Origin of the sequence: Oryzomonas rubra (genome assembly GCF_008369015.1) — a bacterium.
GTDB lineage: Bacteria > Desulfobacterota > Desulfuromonadia > Geobacterales > Pseudopelobacteraceae > Oryzomonas > Oryzomonas japonica.
This window is the reverse complement of record NZ_SRSD01000010.1, coordinates 1-16,842: the sequence shown is the minus strand read 5'-3', so window position 1 is coordinate 16,842 and position 16,842 is coordinate 1. Positions and strand designations below refer to the sequence as shown.

Sequence of the window (16,842 nt, the reverse complement as noted above, 5' to 3'; positions counted from 1 at the left end):
GTGGGGTGAGCCGGGAGCGGTTCTTGGCATGTCAAATGCTACTCAATCAGGGGGACGTGTAAGGCCGCGTGTTTCGGGATTCGTTGCTGCTACTCCGTGGTAAAGGTAGGCACGACATGAAATCTGACAAATACAAAACCATATTCCATTGGTTGATTCTGAACTCCATCATCACCATGTGCATCGGCCTCTACCTCTCAACCATCTGCCTCATCCCCTCCTGTTCCCCCCATCTGCGCAGCATGTTTTTCGATACGAACATCGATATTATCGTGCCGTATATCATTGCGGCCTTGATCGCGATCCCGATGATATCGCTCCTGTTCTATTGGAAATGGTATGCGGGACGAAAACGGTGAGGCGCGCATTACCGGAGAAGCGGGGTGGGGGAGGGGGATTGTTGCGGCGGCTTTGACGGAAAAGAGCCGGCTGACGTGGCGTTGGTAAAGGTATAGGAGGATACTATCCCCTTATTGTTGAACAGGATGCGCAAGGTCTCCTGCTTCATGATGTCGAGCAGCCCCAGGTAGTGGATGTAATAGAGCCAGATTTCCCCTCCCGCGTGGAGCTGATATTCCTTTTTGCCCGAGGTCATGGACATGCCGGGGGTCTTGTACCGCAGGAAGGGGGCGCCGTAGAGTTTCACCACCTCCTGCTTGGTCGTTTTTCCGGCGATGAGTTTCTGCTCGACGTTTTGGGGCGTGATCCTGTAGACGCAGCCGGCAAAAAGAATGGTGGCAACCGCCAGTATGGATACGGTATGGCGCATGACGCCTCCTTGTTGGGTAGTCCTAGTATAGCAGGGCAACTCCGACGTTCAAGGGGGAAGACGATGCGGATTGGCCGGTCGTGCCGCCTGCCGGATGTCCGCCTGCGGATGCCCAAAAGGAAAACGCTTCCCTGGGGATTCCGGCACAGTCCTCTTTTTTCTCCGCCCGGAGTTCGGCTCTGATCATTACTCCCCACCCCATGCCGACGCCAGCTCTGCGGCTATTCCCGCCTGGTCCCGCGCGCAGCCGCTCTTGCATCTACACCATCATCTGATACAGTTTTTGGCACTACTATCGACATGTCGATACCGCCAAGGGGTTTCTTCCATGCATGATCAATCGAGCTTACCGGCTATGGCTGATGAACCGGTCTGCGCCAAGCGAATATCACCTGAACCGAAAGACGAGCGGCATGAGAATCACCAAGCCTGTCAGGATTGGGAACAGACCTTCGATGCCGTCCCTGACCTCATAACGATCATTGACGCCCACTACACCATACGGCGCGTCAACCGGGCCATGGCGGACCGTTGCGGTCTCCGCCCGGAAGAACTGATCGGGCGGAAGTGTCATGAGGTAATGCATGCATCGCCTGATTCGGCGGGAAATTGTCCCCATGTCAGGATGATGCAGGATGGGTGCATGCATACGGAGCAGGTTGAAGAAAAGAGGCTGAACGGCATTTTCGAGGTGACGGTATCGCCGATCTATGATGCCGAGGGGGGCTTGACCTCCTGCGTTCACATCGCGCGTGACATCACGGCCCGCAAAAGGACGGAAGCCTACCGCGGCATGGGCCAGGACATACTGCGGGTGTTGAACGAAAAGGGGGACCAGAAAGAGGCCATCCAAAAGGTCATCGGCCTGGTGAAGACGGCGACGGGGGTTGATGCCGTGGGCATTCGCCTGCAGGACGAAGACGACTTCCCCTATTTCTACCAGGAAGGTTTTTCCCAGGAGTTCCAGCACAAGGAAAACTCGCTCCTGACCAGAATGCAAGACGGGGGTATTTGCCGGGACGAGTGCGGCGATGTCTGTCTGGAATGCACCTGCGGGCTGGTGATTGCCGGGAAAAAGGATGCTACGAATTCCAACTTTACCAAGGGTGGCAGCTGCTGGACCAATGATTCGTTTCCCGTTCTTCAGGTGCCTGCCGACGAGGACCCCAGGAGCAACCCCCGCAACGAGTGCATACACCAGGGGTTCTCATCGATCGCCCTGATTCCCATTCGGGCCAAAGGGCGCATCGTCGGGCTGTTGCAACTGAACGATCGCAGAACCGGGTGTTTCACCCTTGAGGCCATAGAAACGCTTGAAGGGGTCGCCGAAAACATCGGCGAGGCCCTGCTGCGCAAGCAGGCCGAGGAAAAACTGATCGCCAGCGAGCGGTTCCTCCGGACGCTGAACGACCAGCTCCCCGGCATGGTCAGCTACTGGACCGACGAGCTTCGTTGCCGTTTCGCCAATAAGGCGTATCTGGAGTGGTTCGGCAAGACCCCGGAACAGATGATGGGGATGAGCCTTCAGGAACTGATGGGGGAAGCGGAGTTTTGCAAGTATGAACCCCGCATTCAAAGCGCCCTGCGGGGAGAGCCGCAGCGTTTCGAGAGGCCCCTGGTAAAGCCGAACGGTGAAACGGGCTACACCTGGACGCATTATGTCCCCGATCTGGTCGAGGGTAAGGCGCAGGGATTCTTTGTGCTGGTTGCCGACTTCACGGAGCTCAAGCGGGCCGAGGAGGAAAAGGCCAACCTGGAAGCCCAACTCCAGCAGGCCCAGAAGATGGAGTCGGTGGGCCGGCTGGCCGGCGGCGTGGCCCATGACTTCAATAATCTGCTGACGGTCATTCTGGGGTATGCCCAGATGGGGATCGCCGAGTTGGGGCCGGCGCACCCGTTACAGGCCAAGCTGGAGGAGATTCACAAGGCCGCCCAGAAGTCCGCCGATCTCACGCAGCAACTGTTGGCCTTTGCCCGCAAGCAGACTATTGCCCCCAAGGTGCTGAACCTGAACGGGGCCGTGGAAAACACCCTCAAGATGCTGCGGCGCCTCATCGGCGAGGATATCGATCTCGCGTGGAAGCCGGCAGACAATCTGTGGCAGGTCAAGTTTGACCCGTCCCAGATCGACCAGATCCTGGCAAACCTGTGCGTCAACGCCCGCGACGCCATCGCCGATGTGGGCAGGATCACCATCGAGACCGGAAACCGCATTTTTGACCAGGAGTATTGCGCCGCCCACGTGGGGTTTCTGCCGGGCGAGTACGTGCTGCTTGCCGTGAGCGATGATGGCTGCGGCATGGACAAGGAAACCATGGCGCATATCTTCGAGCCGTTCTTCACGACCAAAGGGGTTGGCCGGGGCACCGGCCTGGGCCTGGCGACGGTCTACGGCATCGTCAGGCAGAACAACGGTTTTATCACTATCTACAGCGAGCCGGGCCATGGAACGACGCTCAGGATGTATCTGCCCCGGTACGAGGGCGCAGGGGGGCAGGTCCCGCTTGAAGGCGTTGCCAAGCCGCTCTCCGGGGGTCAGGAGACCATCCTGCTGGTCGAGGATGATTCGAGCATACTGAAGATGACAACGATACTGCTGGAAAAACAGGGGTACAACGTGCTGGCTGCCAGCGGCCCGAGCGAGGCGATTCGGCTGGCCCGGGAGCATGCCGCCGCGATTCAGCTCCTCATGACCGATGTGGTCATGCCCGGGATGAACGGGCGGGAACTGGCCAGGAACCTGGCGCAGCTCTGCCCGAAGGTAAAATGCCTCTTCATGTCGGGATATACGGCGAATGTCATCGCCCACCACGGTGTGCTGGATGAAGGGGTATACTTTATCTCGAAGCCGTTTTCGCTATCCGATTTGGCGGCCAAGGTGCGGGAGGTGCTGGATCGGTGAGGGGTAGGGGAAAGCTGCAAAAGCGGAGATCAGGGATTCAGAGGGGAAAGGCCGGCAAACCATGAGCAAAATGATTGGCATCTTGACTTCCGGGGGCGATAGCCCTGGGCTGAATGCGGCAATCCGGGGGGTCGGCAAGGCGCTCCTGGGACGGTACGGCATGAAGGTGATCGGGTTTCGCGACGGCTTTCGCGGCATGATGGAAAACCGGACGCAATTGCTGGATTCGGCCGCGCTCTCGGGTATTCTCACCTTGGGCGGCACCATCCTGGGCACGAGCCGTGACAAGCCCTACGCCATGCCCGTTGCCGGCAAGCTGATGGATATGACCGGCGTTATTGTGGAAAACTACCGCAAGCACCACCTGGATGCGTTGGTCTGCCTGGGGGGCGGTGGTACGCAGAAGAACGCCTATCATCTGATGAAGCAGGGGCTGAATGTGATTACCCTGCCCAAGACCATCGATAACGACGTGGTCCTGACCGATGTCTCCTTTGGCTACGATACCGCACTCGGCATTGCCACGGAAGCGGTGGACCGTTTGCACAGCACCGCCCACAGCCACCATCGCATCCTCGTTTTGGAGTTGATGGGCAACAAGGCGGGGTGGCTGGCCTTGGGGGCCGGCATTGCCGGCGGGGCCGATGTTATCCTGATCCCGGAAATACCGTACGATGTGAAACAGGTTGCCGCGGCAATCATGCGCCGCAGTCACAGCGGGCAGGGGTTCAGCATCGTTGCCATGGCCGAAGGTGCCGTTTCCCGGGAAGACGCCGCCAAGCAGGCCGAAGGGGGCAAGGGCAAGGATAAAAAGAAGAAAGAGCAAAAACAGCAGGCCCTGGAACGGATTGCCGACAGCAAGCCGGGCAACAGCCTGCAACTGGCCCGGCAGCTGGAAGAGCTCACCGGCCTGGAATCGCGCCTCACGATCCTCGGGTACTTGCAGCGCGGGGGAACGCCTTCGGCGGGGGATCGGCTCCTGGCCACACGCCTGGGTACGGCCTGTGCCGATCTCATCAACAAAGGCGAATTCGGCGTCATGGTGGCTGCGCGGGGCGACGGCGTCAAGGCGGTGCCGCTCAAGGATGTGGTCGGTAAGCGCAAGACCGTGCCGCTGGATCATGACTGGGTCAAGAGCGCCCGCAGTGTGCATACGTGTTTTGGGGATTGACTGACGAGGGGGAAGGTATAAAATGCGGGCACTTCCCGTATTTATCAGTGTGGTGTTGTGGGTAGCGACAGGAAAACGTGGAAGGGAAGGCCTTTGGGGGCTGAGTCACAAATTGGTGCAATTCCAATGCCTCCACTGGTGCCGCTAAATATACCGTGTTAGGCCCCCGGATATGCAAACTCGCGTCACCTGATGTGACTAAATATGAACATACCGAATATTTTGTACAAATACACCAGCAGTGATACCGCACGGATTATGCTGAATTCTGGACGCTTACGCTGGTCAAGCCCGTTACTGTTCAATGATCTCGCCGAATTTCAAAGAATGCCACGTTTTGAGCCCAGTCTCGACGAATCACTCACGAAATTTCCTCATGTTCTACTCCAAGCAGCATTGGGAGAGCTTGTGGTACGCGAAGTCGAACTGAGCAATGGTAGCAGACTACTCCTAGAAATGATTCGTATGCTTTTAAAGTCGGGTATGGACCGTGAAAAACTGACCAATGAACTGTCCCATGAAGCTTCAGGTGCTGATGATCGAATGAGTTCAGTCCTACGTGCTGCGTTTGATTCCTTAGACCTGAACACAGCACGTGTCTTTTGCTTGACCACTGAATATGATAACGATGTGATGTGGGCACACTACGCTGAACAACATACAGGAGTCGTTCTTGGGTTCAAGCACCTCCCCCAATTGGACACACAGTTTCTTGCTGCACGTCCAGTATCGTACTCTGTGGAACCGCCGATCGTTGGATCGGGAGTAGAGTTCTTGCTATATGGGGACACCGCAGAATTAAGAAAAAAGACGCTAGACGCAGTATGCTTTATTAAAAGTTTGCGGTGGCAATACGAAAATGAATGGCGAGTTGTCACATGGCGTCCTGAAGAAACTGGAAAGTACCACGGCGATTACAAATTCTACCCAGAAGAGCTAGAGTCTATCTGCTTTGGACCAAGGTGCGACCTAAGCCTTTATGAGGAGTTCAGGAGTATGTTATCCAGCCGCTATCCAAGGTGTGCGTTGTACAAGCTTGAATATGAGTTCGGTGAGTCGCGGCGAATAGCAATAAGGTAGTGGGAAGAAAGCCAAAACTAGATCGATACAAAATGACAAGGCGATGAACATGTAGGTGAGAATTCTCCGGGGGCATCAGTATCCTTAATTATTTTGTCCCAAGCCATGATCTGCAATACTTGCCAAAGAAAAAGGCTTTGCGGGAAAATCCGCAAAGCCTTTATTTGTCGATGGTGCCGGAGGCCGGGGTCGAACCGGCATGCCCTTGCGGGCGCTGGATTTTGAGTCCAGTGCGTCTACCAATTTCACCACTCCGGCAGGTCTCGGCACTATACTGTAACCACCCGCTCTCGTCAAGTGTAAATAGCCTCGTTCACTGAGTCGGGAGGGGAAGGGGCATCAAACACATCCTACGAAAAGATCCAAAATCGATTCATTGAATTGTCAATCTGCCTCGACGACCGGCGCCACTTCGTCTTTCAGGGCAGCCAGGTCCTTGATGAGGAGCGTCCGGCGCTTCACCTTCTCGATAATGCCGTTTTTGATGAAATCGTTGAGGATCTGGGAGATGGTCTGTCGCGTGGTGCCGACCAAAAGGGCGATATCCTCGGTACTCACCCCCAGCTCCACAACAGAGCCGGCGCTGGTGTGCTGGCCCCGATCCGCCTCCGCTTCAATGAGGTACTCGACGAGGCGCCGCCGGACATCCTTGAAGGCCAACCCTTCGATCGTCAATATGGAATTCTTGAGCAGCTCTCCCAGCACCCGCACCATGATGAGGGACACCTCGGGCAGGGCGAAGAGCTGTTGCTGAAACTTCATGGTGTTGCAGACCATGATCTCCGCCCCGTCAAGGGCCTGCACGAAGGCCGGGGTGTGCGAGCTGAAGATGTCGCCGGCCTCCAGGAGCGCGAGGGTGAACTCCTTGTCCTCATAGGCCAGGTATACCCGCACCCTGCCGCTTTTCACGATAAAGACAAAGTTCTTCTCTTCGAAAGGGGAATAGATGAGGGTCTTTTTGGGAAAGCGCTGTACGGTGAAGTCCTTGAGCAGGTTTCCGTAATCGGCCGAGGTGAAGAGACTCAGGAGATCCGCCTCGGTCAGCTTCATCTTGGTAGACAAAATTTCTCCTTTTCCCCCTCCTGCCGGATATCCGGGGGCCGGGCCTGTTTTTCCAACAATTGCGTGTTGCCATTTTTACAGGTGCGGCCCCGGCGAGTCAAGGCCGAAGAGTCTATGCCCGCCCGGCGGAGACGCGGGCGGCTATCTGATCCTTTATGCCCCGCACCTCGCCCAGGGAATGCAGGGCCACCTTGTGGGGCGCGCTATTTTCCTGGTCGGAGCGTTTGATATCCTCGCTGAAGGAGAGGTACCCAAGCAGTTGCGTGGGGGAGATGGACCGCTCGATGAGCCGACGGTCGCCGTCGTCCCGCACCTTGCTGCCGACGATAAAGACATCCTTGATCCCTACGTCTCCGGCAAGTTTCATAATCTGATATGCCGTCTGGATGCTCCGCTGTCCCGGCTCGACCACCACTACGAGGGCGTCCACGGACTCGGACGTTCCCCTGCCCAGGTGTTCGATCCCGGCTTCCATGTCCATGATGACCACATCGTCGTGCTCCAGCAGCAGGTGTCCCATCAGGCGCTTGACCAGCGTGTTCTCCGGGCAGGCACATCCCGAGCCGCCGCTTTCGAGGGTTCCCATCCACAAAAAGTTTACCCCGTCGTAGTTCAGGCAGAATCTTTCCGGCAGGTCGCTGACCTTGGGGTTGAGTTTGAATAATGACCCGTAGCCGCCTGATGCACCGGTCCGCTCCTCTGCCAGCTCCTTCATCCTGGCAATCGGTTGCAGATCACGGGACAGTTCTGCCGGTATGCCCAGGGATGCGGCGAGATTGGCGTCGGGGTCCGCGTCGATTGCCAGCACCCGGCAGCCGTCGTCGGCAAAGACGCGGGCCAGCATGCCGGCCAGTGTGGTCTTGCCGACCCCTCCCTTTCCGGTGATCGCGATCTTGAGCCCTTTCGAAACAGGATGGCCTTCGGCATGATGGTGGTGATGGTGATGCCCTGCGTGGTGGCCGTCGTGGTCATGGTTGTGGTTGTCGCACATGGTATGTTCTTCCTCCCGGGGGCGGGGCTCCAAGGCCCCGCCCCGTCTGTGTGCCCTTTATATGCCGAGGGCCTTCCGGCGTTCGTCGATCACGTCCAGGAGTTTGTCGGCGGCCCGGTCGGGGTCCAACTCCACGATGAAATAGCCGCCCAGCAGTTCCTTGACCGTTTCCGTCACCAGTTTGGTCACCACCGGAGAACCGGTCACCTGGGGCATGATGCCCAGGTGGGTGGGAATGCCGAGGGCCACGCTCCAGGTCCCGATGGCAACGGCTTTCTCGGACATGGCTTCCGGGGCCGAGGACACCAGGGGGAGGCTGTCCAGGTCGACCCCCAGCTTGTTGGCCAGCGCCACGGCCACTTCCACCGCCCGGCTGTTGTCGACGCAGGAGCCCATGTGCAGAACCAGCGGCAAGGGGCCGCCCAACCCAGCGGCCGTCCCGATCGCCGTCAGCACGGCTTTGAGGGAATCGCCGGCATACTCCAGGGTTGCCTCCTGGGTCATCATGCCGTGCTTGGCAAAGGCGCCGGCGCCGCAGCCGGTGGCCAGCAGAAGGACGTTGTTGCGGGCGAGTTTTCGGGCGATGGTCACGAAGCTGCTGTCCTGGTCGACCTGCGGGTTGTTGCAGCCGGCAAAGAGCGCTATGCCCCTGATAGCGCCGTTGGCGATGTTGTCGACCAAGGGCTTCAGCGGGTCTTCCGCATTGAGAGTTGCCAGCGCCCCCACGATCGCCTCGGTGCCGAAGCCCACCATGGCGGTCCGCTTGATATCGGGGATGATGACCCGCTGCGGATTGCGCCGTTTGTAGGCCTCTATGGCCAGGGTGACGATCTGCCGCGCGTTCTCGGTGGCGGTGGCCTCCCGGAAGTTCACATGGGTCGCCCCGGGGATCTTGGTGTCATCCATGGTGGTGATGATCTCGGTGTGGAAACAGGCGCCGATCTCGCTTATGGACGGCATGATGCACTGTACGTCCACCACCATGGCATCCACCGCCCCGGTAATCAGGGCCAACTCCTGGGAAAGGTAGTTGGCGGCCAGGGGGATGCCGTGACGGACCATCACCTCGTTGCCGGTGCAGCAGACGCCGACGATGTTGATGCCGTCCTTCGCCCCGGCCCGGCGGGCCTCGTCCCCCATCAGCAGGGCAACGTCGCAGACCACATCGCTTAGCAGGGGGTTGTGTCCATGGACCGCGATGTTGACGGCATCCTCCTTCAGGACCCCCAGGTTCGCGGCGGTCACCACCGGGCTAGGGGTGCCGAACAGGACATCGGAAATCTCCGTCGCCAGGCACATGCCGTTGAAGTCGGCCAGGGCACCCTTCACCCCGCCGAGGACCAGGTTGACCGGATCGGCGTCGCACCCCACGTTGGTACGGGCCATGATCCCGGTGACGACCGCATCGATGTTGTGGGGCAGCACATGCAGCGCGGCAAGCTTTTCGAGCCGTTTGCCGGTAATGGTCGAGGCGATCCAGGCGCACGGGGTGTCATGGTCCTGGTTCTGGAAATCCCCCAGGGTGGCCAGGGCGACTTCCCGGGCCACGGCGAGGATATCCTCCCGTGTGCCGTCCAGGCCGAGCTTCGCCGCGATGGAGCGGAGCTTTCCCTCGTCCCGGATGGTGTAATCGGGGAGCTTTCCTTCGGCAACCCCCAGAAGAGCGAGGGCCACGTGCCGGCCGTGCTCCGAATGGGCAGCGGCGCCGCTCGCCATCATGCGGATCACGTTGCGGGCCACGATGGTGTCGGCAGTTGCGCCGCAGATTCCTTGCTGGGGGCCGTCGCCAAAGGGGTCGATGCGACAGGGGCCTTTCCAGCAGATGCGGCAGCAGACCCCGAGCTGTCCGAAGCCGCATTGGGGTTGCATCGCCTTGTGACGGTCCCAGACGGTGGTGATCCCTTCTTTCTTGGCCAGGGGGATCAGCGTTGCCGCGCATGGATCGTTACAGTGGTTTGTAGTCATGGTTTCACCTTCCTCTGTGTGAGATATCTGTGAGACTTGGCGAGTTCCGCCACCCGCGCTTCGACCAGCGACCGGCGTAATTCGTCCAGGTCAATCAGGCTGATGGCCTTGGTAGGGCAGGCCTCCATGCACGCCGGAAGTTCTCTTCCCGTGTGGGCGCAGAGGTCGCACTTGCGTGCCACTCCGCGGTTGGTGCGCCCTTCAGGCGCCGTGTCTGCCTCGGGCTTGACGCTGATGGCGCCGAAGGGGCATACCATCACGCAGACCTTGCAGCCGACGCAGCTCTTCTCCCGGATGACGACCATGCCGTCCTCCTGCTGGATCGAACCGGTAGGGCAGGCGAAGGCGCACGGCGCGTCCTCGCATTGCCGGCATTGGACCGGCATGGTCACCCCGGCCGCGGCTACGACGCTGGTGCGGGGCCTGAGGGTGAGCCCCTGTATCGCCGCCGTGTGCAGGTCGCTCCCGCTGTGAGCCACGGCGCACGACAACTCGCAACTGTGGCACCCGAGACACTTCTCCGGGTCGGAAAAGACGATGGCATTTTCACGCTGCTTCTTTTTCATTCCGTTCTCCTTTGCATGTCGCCTCCATACTGTCGATGTAGAGTTCCTTCCCGCTCACAAGCTCCACGGTGTCGCTGCGGCAGGCTGGGCATCGGAATTGGTGCCGGATGACCCGGAATACGGTGCCGCAGGGGGGGCAACGCGCCATGACCGGCAGGGTCTCGAGTACCAATTCGGCCCCCTGGGCGGGGGTCCCCTCCGCAAGCACCGCGAAGCAGGCCGTGAGGGTCATGGGTTCCACCGCCGCCATTTCTCCGACCTTCAGGCACACACGGGAAATGGACTCGATGGCATGTTCTTCGATCTTCCGGTTGATGATCTCAAAGAGGCTGCTGACGATGGCTATTTCGTGCACGGCGCTCCCGCTCCTCAGCGGTCCGTGCAGGAGATGCAGGGATCGATGCTGTTCACGATGAGGGGGATGTCGGCGATATGTTCCCCATGCAGCATGGTCTTCAGGGCATCCCAGTTCATGTAGCTCGGGACCCGCCACTTGAGGCGGACCGGCATGTCCGTTCCGTCGGTATTGAGGTAGTAGATCAATTCTCCGCGGGGCGCCTCCGACTTGGCGATCGCCTCCCCGGCGGGTATCTCCGGCAAGATATCGGCCCAGACCGGGCCGGCCGGCATGTCGGCAAGGCACTGGTCGATGATGGAAACCGCCTCCCGGGCCTCCCGCAGCCGCACCATGATCCTGGCCCGGACATCGCCTGACTGTTCGACGGACGTGGTGAAGCTGAGCCGGTCGTAGGCCCCGTAAGGGCTCTTCTTCCGCACGTCATAGTCAATGCCGGAGGCTCGTGCCACCGGGCCGACTACGGCGTAGTCGACGGCATTTTTCCGGGAGAGTATCCCGACGCCTTCGCTCCGCTCCCTTATGGCCGGGTCGGTGGTGTAGACCCAGAATAACTCGTCAAGGGGGGCTTTCATAAGCTCCATCTGTTGTGCGAGGTATCCCGCAGATTCCGGCGTCAGATCGTAGCGCACCCCACCGATGCAGTTGGCGGCCAGATCCATCCGATTGCCGTAGATCGACTCCTTGGTGTCCTGCATGATCTCGCGGATCTCCATCGCCTGTTTGAAGATGGGGGCGCGGCCCGTGATGTGGGCGATGACCGCGCAGTTGAAAAGGTGGGAGGAGATGCGCTTGATCTCGTCGGCAATAGTCCGCAGGTACTCCGCCCGCGCGGGGATACGGATGCCGGCTATCTCCTCGACCGCCGTGCAGAAGGTACTGGGGTGGCTGTTGGAGCAGAGTGAGCAGAGGCGCTCCAACAGGGTGATGTTCTGGTAAAGGTTGCGCTTCATTACCAGATGTTCCATCCCCCGGTGGACATGACCCGCCATAACGTCGAGACCCACCACGATCTCACCTTCGGTTTTCACCCGGAAATACATCGGCTCCTCAAGGGCGAGCTGGCTGGGGCCGATGGTTATGGTCTTTGTGCTCATGGCGTCTCCTCCCGGGCGTTGTCGGCCATCACCCGCTCCCAGAGCGCCTTGCCGCTGGCGCCGTTACTGAACGTGGAGTAGGGGATGAGCCGTTCGAAGGCCGCCGGTTCGATGGATTCGTCGATAAAAAGACGCCGAGGATCGGGGTGCCCGGTCACCTTGATGTCGTAGAGTTCCATGAATTCCCGTTCGTTCCAGTCGGCGTTACGAAAAATGGGGGTGAGCGACGGGATCTGCGCCCCCTCCATCGGTAGCTCCAAGCCTATCGTCAGGGTTGCGCCGTCCAGGTCGAAGTGGTAGGCAATCTCTCGGACGCCCGTGCGCTTTGCCGCCTTGGGAAGATAGGCGGTCACCATGGAGAGACGCCCCTCCAGGTTCGCCAGTGCCCGGGCTGCCGGCAGGATGCTCGCCGCATCCCGCAACCGGCACCAGCCGGACGCCACGCCTTTGCGGTCGAGTCGCCATGCCACGGCAACCTCCTCGCCGGTCCAGCGGCTAAGTTCCGCCGTGATGTTCTCCTGTGCCCCCATCATCGCCGTAATCCTCCGATACTTTCTTTCTGCCGGCATTCCGAGCAGAGGGTCTTCAATCGATCAGTCTCGCGGCTGATACCCCGATAGCCGATCTTCAGCAGTTCCGCGGCTACCGGAAGCATGGCGGTGCCGCAGCCGCTACAGGGGACCAGCGGGATGACCCCTTGCTCGACCTGACGGTATTTGTCCTCCTGGCGATGCGCCATCTGCCACTCGCCCGTCGCGGTGAGCGCCTTTGTCGGACAGTAGTGGCTGCACAGGCCGCACAAGGCGCAGCTGTTGTGCCACAGGGTAAAGGCCAGCCCGGCGTCCCCCTCGTCAAAGCGGATGGCCCCGCCGGCGCAGACATGTTCGCACATGCGGCAGCCGACGCAGGCCGAGGCGTTGAAGCGCATCCTGCCGCGCAAGCCTGCCGTCCCGGCGACATCCTCATTACGCTGCACCGGCGGCGCGGTTGCGTGTTTCTCCCGCCAGAGGGCCGCCGCCTGGGCAATGCCAGCGACAATGGCCCGTGGGTGGGGCGGGCATCCGGGGATGTTGACGTCCACCGGCAGATAGCGATCGACAGGGCCCGACACGGCGTAACTATCCCGGAATACCCCGCCGGAAATCGGGCAGACCCCGACGAGGACGGTCACCTTCGGCTCGGGCACCTCGGCATGACTGCGCAGCACCTTATCCCTGACCCGCACCGTAAGCGGCCCGGTGATGAGCACGATATGGGCATCGCCGGGGTCCTCCGTGTAGTCGCACCCCAGCGTCCCGACGTCGAAACGGGAGACCGAGGCCGTAACGGCCAGCTCCACGTCGCAGCCGTTACAGGAACCGGCGTTTATGCGGTACAGGCGCAGGATCGGGGAAGGGGGATCTTTGTGTGATGGTTGCATGGAGGTTACCGCTCCTTGTCTGGCTTGATGCACGGAGGGCCGGAGTGTTCTGGGGCGCTCCGTACACTCTTCGTGCACGCTGCCGACTATATGGGAAGAAAGTGGGCAGGTCTGTCGGCTGGCCGACAGTTCATAAAAAATTACCGCAGATTCCCGGGGAATCCGCAGGTGGGCGGTTGATTGAGATGAGGAAACGCCGGTTCCCGGGGAAACATGGGTGGATTGCCATGGGGGTACCAGATGGTCGAGGCTGTCGGGAGGTCGAGCAAGCCGGTTGGAATTCGGCCATATCCACCCCCATGGGTTTTTTGTGATGGTTTTTTGCGAAAAAAAGTTATTGACGGGGGCCATTGTTTTGTTGTATTTAATGCAGACAATCTTTGACGGCGTTGTTTGCACATTTATTCGGTGCCGGGAACGGTTGATGATCACAGCAGAGTGAACATGTTTTATTTTGGGGCTGTAGCTCAGTTGGGAGAGCGCTTGAATGGCATGCATTCAGACGCTTTTTTTGTATCTGGGATTAGATTGTATCTAGCTGAAAGAGCTGGCAACCGTTACCGTCCACCATCCAATTCAACCGCAAAACTCCTCACTTTCAAGCACACAATTCCGTACATTTTTCGCACATGCTGACTATCATGGGGGCGGATGCCGGAAACGGCAATGGCCGCCAGTGTGCCCTCGGCAGAGAGGGGTGCCGTACCCTCTCTGCTGGTCGGCAGCACATACTTCGTAACCGTGCGCCGGTCGAGCCTAGTTGCTTGGGCCACCTCCTCATACATGCCAAAGCGATTATACAGCAGATCACAATATTCAGCCATTTGCTGCTGAGCGTCCATGCTGCTGACCTCAATGCTGGCCAGCAGCCGTTCGGCTAGCTCGGTTTGGAGCCAAGTAACTATATCTCCACGATAATGGCGTGTATTGATGCGTCGCACAGCCTGTTACAACTTGCGGACATTTTCCGGCCAAGTAGTAGTGCGGCCCTAGGTCGCGGTTGTATAAGGATAATCCCACTCAGGCAATTAGGCGGTTAGTCGCCGCCGCTGGCATGCCCCGGGCGACGGTTCATGGATCTGTAAGAACCGGCCTGTCCAACCCACTTCAAAAGCCCCCTGAAAATCCATCATGCAACCTCGCGAAAACAGGGGTTCCTTTTTTTAGTTTTGCCTGTCTCGTAACCAGATGGTTTAGAGACACTCTATTGTGAGGCAGCCAAAACAAGTTTAGTTGTCATTAACAGAATTCAAATAATGGTATCTGCTCGCAGCAAAGATGCCAACAACCACAATCTGCCCACGTTATTTCAAATGTGTCGAAAATATTAACACTCAGTAAAATTTCTTATTTTTGGGCATACACAAATGTCCATAACTATCTGAAATAATATCAATGGAGTGGTTATTGCATTAAATATGCATCACGTTAAGTGGCATTTAATGCAATGACAGATTGTTAAGGGGGACCCCATGGGGGTGACCCAAGGGTGTGGAGGGGTAGGCTGTTTATCTATACAGTCTATTGAACTCGGGACAATCCAGAGAAAAGCTCCAGGATCAGGAGAGACAAGTAATTGCCTAGCGGCATATAGGGTTGTTTTGTGCTTAACATAAATGGGAGTTTACCGGCGTTTCGGCATGACCGATTCGCCGTTTTTTTTTGTAGTGATAATGTCATGGAGGAAACTGTATGGCTACTGCAAATGATGTGAAATATTTCAGATGCAAATCCAACTATTGTGGTGGCTTGTCCCACATTATTGTGATCGCCCTGACACTGTTTGCAATGCTGACAGCAAATGCTTATGACACATTTGCAGACTCCTCCATTTCCACTATTTCACTGAACTCAGGCTCTCCTGGATCGACGGGTCTTTCCGTCACAGTTACAGGAAATTTTACAAATTGGGTAAATCAGGTAACAATGGCCAGTTTTGGCCCGGGAATCAGTGTTGGAGGAGCTGCCGTTGGTCAATCTGGCCCTGTTGCCGTAACGAATGCTAACACTTTAATTGCAACTATCACGATTGATCCCCAGGCTGCTGTTGGCACTCGCAATGTGGTTATTCAAACCGGCACCGAGCAGGAAATCGTTCAGAATGGGTTTACCGTTCTTTCATGCAGCGCGATTCCGCCATCTTGGATAATGAACAACCCTCAACAAAATGCCTCAAATGTCCCTTTGAATCCCTTTATTCAAATAAAATTCGATGCTCCGCTGGATCGAACAACATTAAATACGACTGATTTTATTATCCGAGACAGCGTTACAGGTCTGAACATTCCTGCCACTGTCTCGGTTGATGCATCAGGGCGGATCATTTCGCTGACACCAAGCCAGTCACTTGCTGTGAACCGACAACATCTCGTAGCTTGGGGTAATTTCGGTGGAAACGCTCAAATTAAAGACACTTGCGGGACCGTTCTTCCCAATCAATCGTATAACTTTACTACTGCTTTAACAGAAGGCAGGACCGGGCCCAGTCTTGTCGTCAATAATCCGATCAACGGAGCCACGAATATCCCCGAGAATGTAAGTGTGGGGCTACAGTTCAGTGAGCCCGTTAACCCAATTTCGTTATCGACTGGTTTGGTAGTCACAACCGGCAACAATACGGTTCCAGGCTCCTTAAACTTTTCAACTGACTACAGCCAAGTCATTTTTGTACCCAGTAGCACGCTGTTACCAAATACAGTTTATGTTATAACCTGCACCTCAAAATTACAGGACCTAGCTGGAAACTTTCTCGTAAATCCAGGCAGTTTTAGCTTCACTACAGGCTCAAGTACGGACGTAGCCCAGGGCTCCATCACTGGTGTGAACCCTGCAAGCGGCCTGAGTGGTGTGGGAACCAACGTCACGCCGACGGTGTACTTCAGCGAGCGGGTGAATCCCCTCACGCTCACGGCAAGCAACTTCTACCTGTACGACTACAACACCCGCAAGACCATCCCGACGACCATCTCGGTGGCCGCCGACCAGATGAGCGCCACGCTCATACCTGCCCAGCCCCTGCAACCCTACACGACCTATAGCTTCGCCAATAGTAATTACTACCACCAAAGTTATTACGACATTGCTGGTAACGTCTTTGGCTATGGCGGTCCCTGGTCCTTCACCACGGGGAGCGGCACGATAACCACCGCTCCTGCTGTTTCCGTGATCAGCCCGCCCAATGGAGCGAACGGAACACCGGTGAACGGCCAGGTAGTTGCGGTGATGAGTGCACAGCTCAATACGAACACGGTAGGCCAGAGCGCCATCACCGTGACCCCGCAGGGGAGCAGCACGCCGGTTGCCGGAACCGTATCTCTGGCCAGCGACCAGGTTACGCTGACCTGGGCGCCGGCCGCACTGCTGGCCACCTCCACCACCTACAACGTCACGGTGGGTGGATTCCAGGATCCGCAGGGGAATGCGGTCGCGCCGTATACCGGCAGCTTCACCACGGGCACCTCGTC

The 16,842-nt window shown here is 58.0% G+C and carries 15 protein-coding genes and 1 tRNA gene; 5 read left to right on the top strand and 11 right to left on the bottom strand.

Translation table 11 applies throughout. The features are described 5' to 3' along the window. Positions 1-116: 116 nt before the first annotated feature. Positions 117-359 (top strand): hypothetical protein, encoded by a 243-nt coding sequence (locus ET418_RS15030; RefSeq protein WP_149308952.1) that lies wholly within the window; start codon positions 117-119, stop codon positions 357-359. An 8-nt stretch (positions 360-367) separates the two neighbouring features. On the opposite strand, the gene ET418_RS15025 is transcribed toward ET418_RS15030, so the two are convergent. Then, the gene (locus ET418_RS15025) at positions 368-769 is read right to left on the bottom strand and encodes a hypothetical protein (protein WP_149308950.1); all 402 of its coding nucleotides are present in this window, start codon (positions 767-769) and stop codon (positions 368-370) included. Positions 770-1,097: 328 nt separating this feature from the next. Between ET418_RS15025 and ET418_RS15020 the strand changes: the two genes are divergently transcribed. The 3 genes from ET418_RS15020 (at position 1,098) to ET418_RS15010 (ending at position 5,922) form a co-directional block, all read left to right on the top strand. After that, positions 1,098-3,671 (top strand): PAS domain-containing protein, encoded by a 2,574-nt coding sequence (locus ET418_RS15020; RefSeq protein WP_218043405.1) that lies wholly within the window; start codon positions 1,098-1,100, stop codon positions 3,669-3,671. Between the two features lie 61 nt (positions 3,672-3,732). Further along, positions 3,733-4,842, top strand: a complete 1,110-nt coding sequence (locus tag ET418_RS15015; RefSeq protein ID WP_149308948.1) for a 6-phosphofructokinase — start codon at positions 3,733-3,735, stop codon at positions 4,840-4,842. 204 nt (positions 4,843-5,046) lie between these two features. Further along, a complete protein-coding gene (locus tag ET418_RS15010) occupies positions 5,047-5,922 on the top strand; it encodes a DUF2971 domain-containing protein (protein WP_149308947.1) in 876 nt (291 codons plus the stop codon). A 171-nt stretch (positions 5,923-6,093) separates the two neighbouring features. Here the strand turns inward: ET418_RS15010 and ET418_RS15005 are convergent. The 10 genes from ET418_RS15005 to ET418_RS14955 all read right to left on the bottom strand — a co-directional run bounded on the left by ET418_RS15005 (position 6,094) and on the right by ET418_RS14955 (position 14,220). After that, positions 6,094-6,180: transfer RNA gene (locus ET418_RS15005), tRNA-Leu, on the bottom strand. Between the two features lie 126 nt (positions 6,181-6,306). Next, positions 6,307-6,984, bottom strand: coding sequence for a Crp/Fnr family transcriptional regulator (locus ET418_RS15000; protein ID WP_149308945.1), 678 nt, complete (start codon positions 6,982-6,984; stop codon positions 6,307-6,309). A gap of 112 nt (positions 6,985-7,096) precedes the next feature. After that, entirely contained in the window at positions 7,097-7,975 is an 879-nt protein-coding gene (locus ET418_RS14995) for an ATP-binding protein (protein ID WP_149308943.1), read from the bottom strand. Positions 7,976-8,032: 57 nt separating this feature from the next. Further along, positions 8,033-9,940 (bottom strand): anaerobic carbon-monoxide dehydrogenase catalytic subunit, encoded by a 1,908-nt coding sequence (gene cooS / locus ET418_RS14990; protein ID WP_149308941.1) that lies wholly within the window; start codon positions 9,938-9,940, stop codon positions 8,033-8,035. After that, positions 9,937-10,506, bottom strand: a complete 570-nt coding sequence (locus ET418_RS14985; RefSeq protein WP_149308939.1) for a 4Fe-4S dicluster domain-containing protein — start codon at positions 10,504-10,506, stop codon at positions 9,937-9,939. Before ET418_RS14985 ends, cooS begins: the two co-directional genes overlap by 4 nt. Next, positions 10,487-10,861, bottom strand: coding sequence for a hydrogenase maturation nickel metallochaperone HypA (gene hypA, locus ET418_RS14980; protein ID WP_149308937.1), 375 nt, complete (start codon positions 10,859-10,861; stop codon positions 10,487-10,489). The genes ET418_RS14985 and hypA overlap by 20 nt, the downstream gene beginning before the upstream one ends. 14 nt (positions 10,862-10,875) lie before the next feature. Further along, entirely contained in the window at positions 10,876-11,958 is a 1,083-nt protein-coding gene (locus ET418_RS14975) for a hydrogenase large subunit (RefSeq protein WP_149308935.1), read from the bottom strand. Then, entirely contained in the window at positions 11,955-12,491 is a 537-nt protein-coding gene (locus ET418_RS14970) for an NADH-quinone oxidoreductase subunit C (protein ID WP_149308934.1), read from the bottom strand. Before ET418_RS14970 ends, ET418_RS14975 begins: the two co-directional genes overlap by 4 nt. Further along, positions 12,488-13,378 (bottom strand): NADH-quinone oxidoreductase subunit B family protein, encoded by an 891-nt coding sequence (locus ET418_RS18325; protein WP_218043404.1) that lies wholly within the window; start codon positions 13,376-13,378, stop codon positions 12,488-12,490. The genes ET418_RS14970 and ET418_RS18325 overlap by 4 nt, the downstream gene beginning before the upstream one ends. A gap of 557 nt (positions 13,379-13,935) precedes the next feature. Further along, entirely contained in the window at positions 13,936-14,220 is a 285-nt protein-coding gene (locus ET418_RS14955) for a hypothetical protein (RefSeq protein ID WP_149308932.1), read from the bottom strand. An 850-nt stretch (positions 14,221-15,070) separates the two neighbouring features. Here ET418_RS14955 and ET418_RS14950 point away from each other — a divergent pair. Then, the coding region (locus tag ET418_RS14950; RefSeq protein ID WP_149308930.1) for an Ig-like domain-containing domain at positions 15,071-16,842 on the top strand (1,772 nt) is incomplete at its 3' end.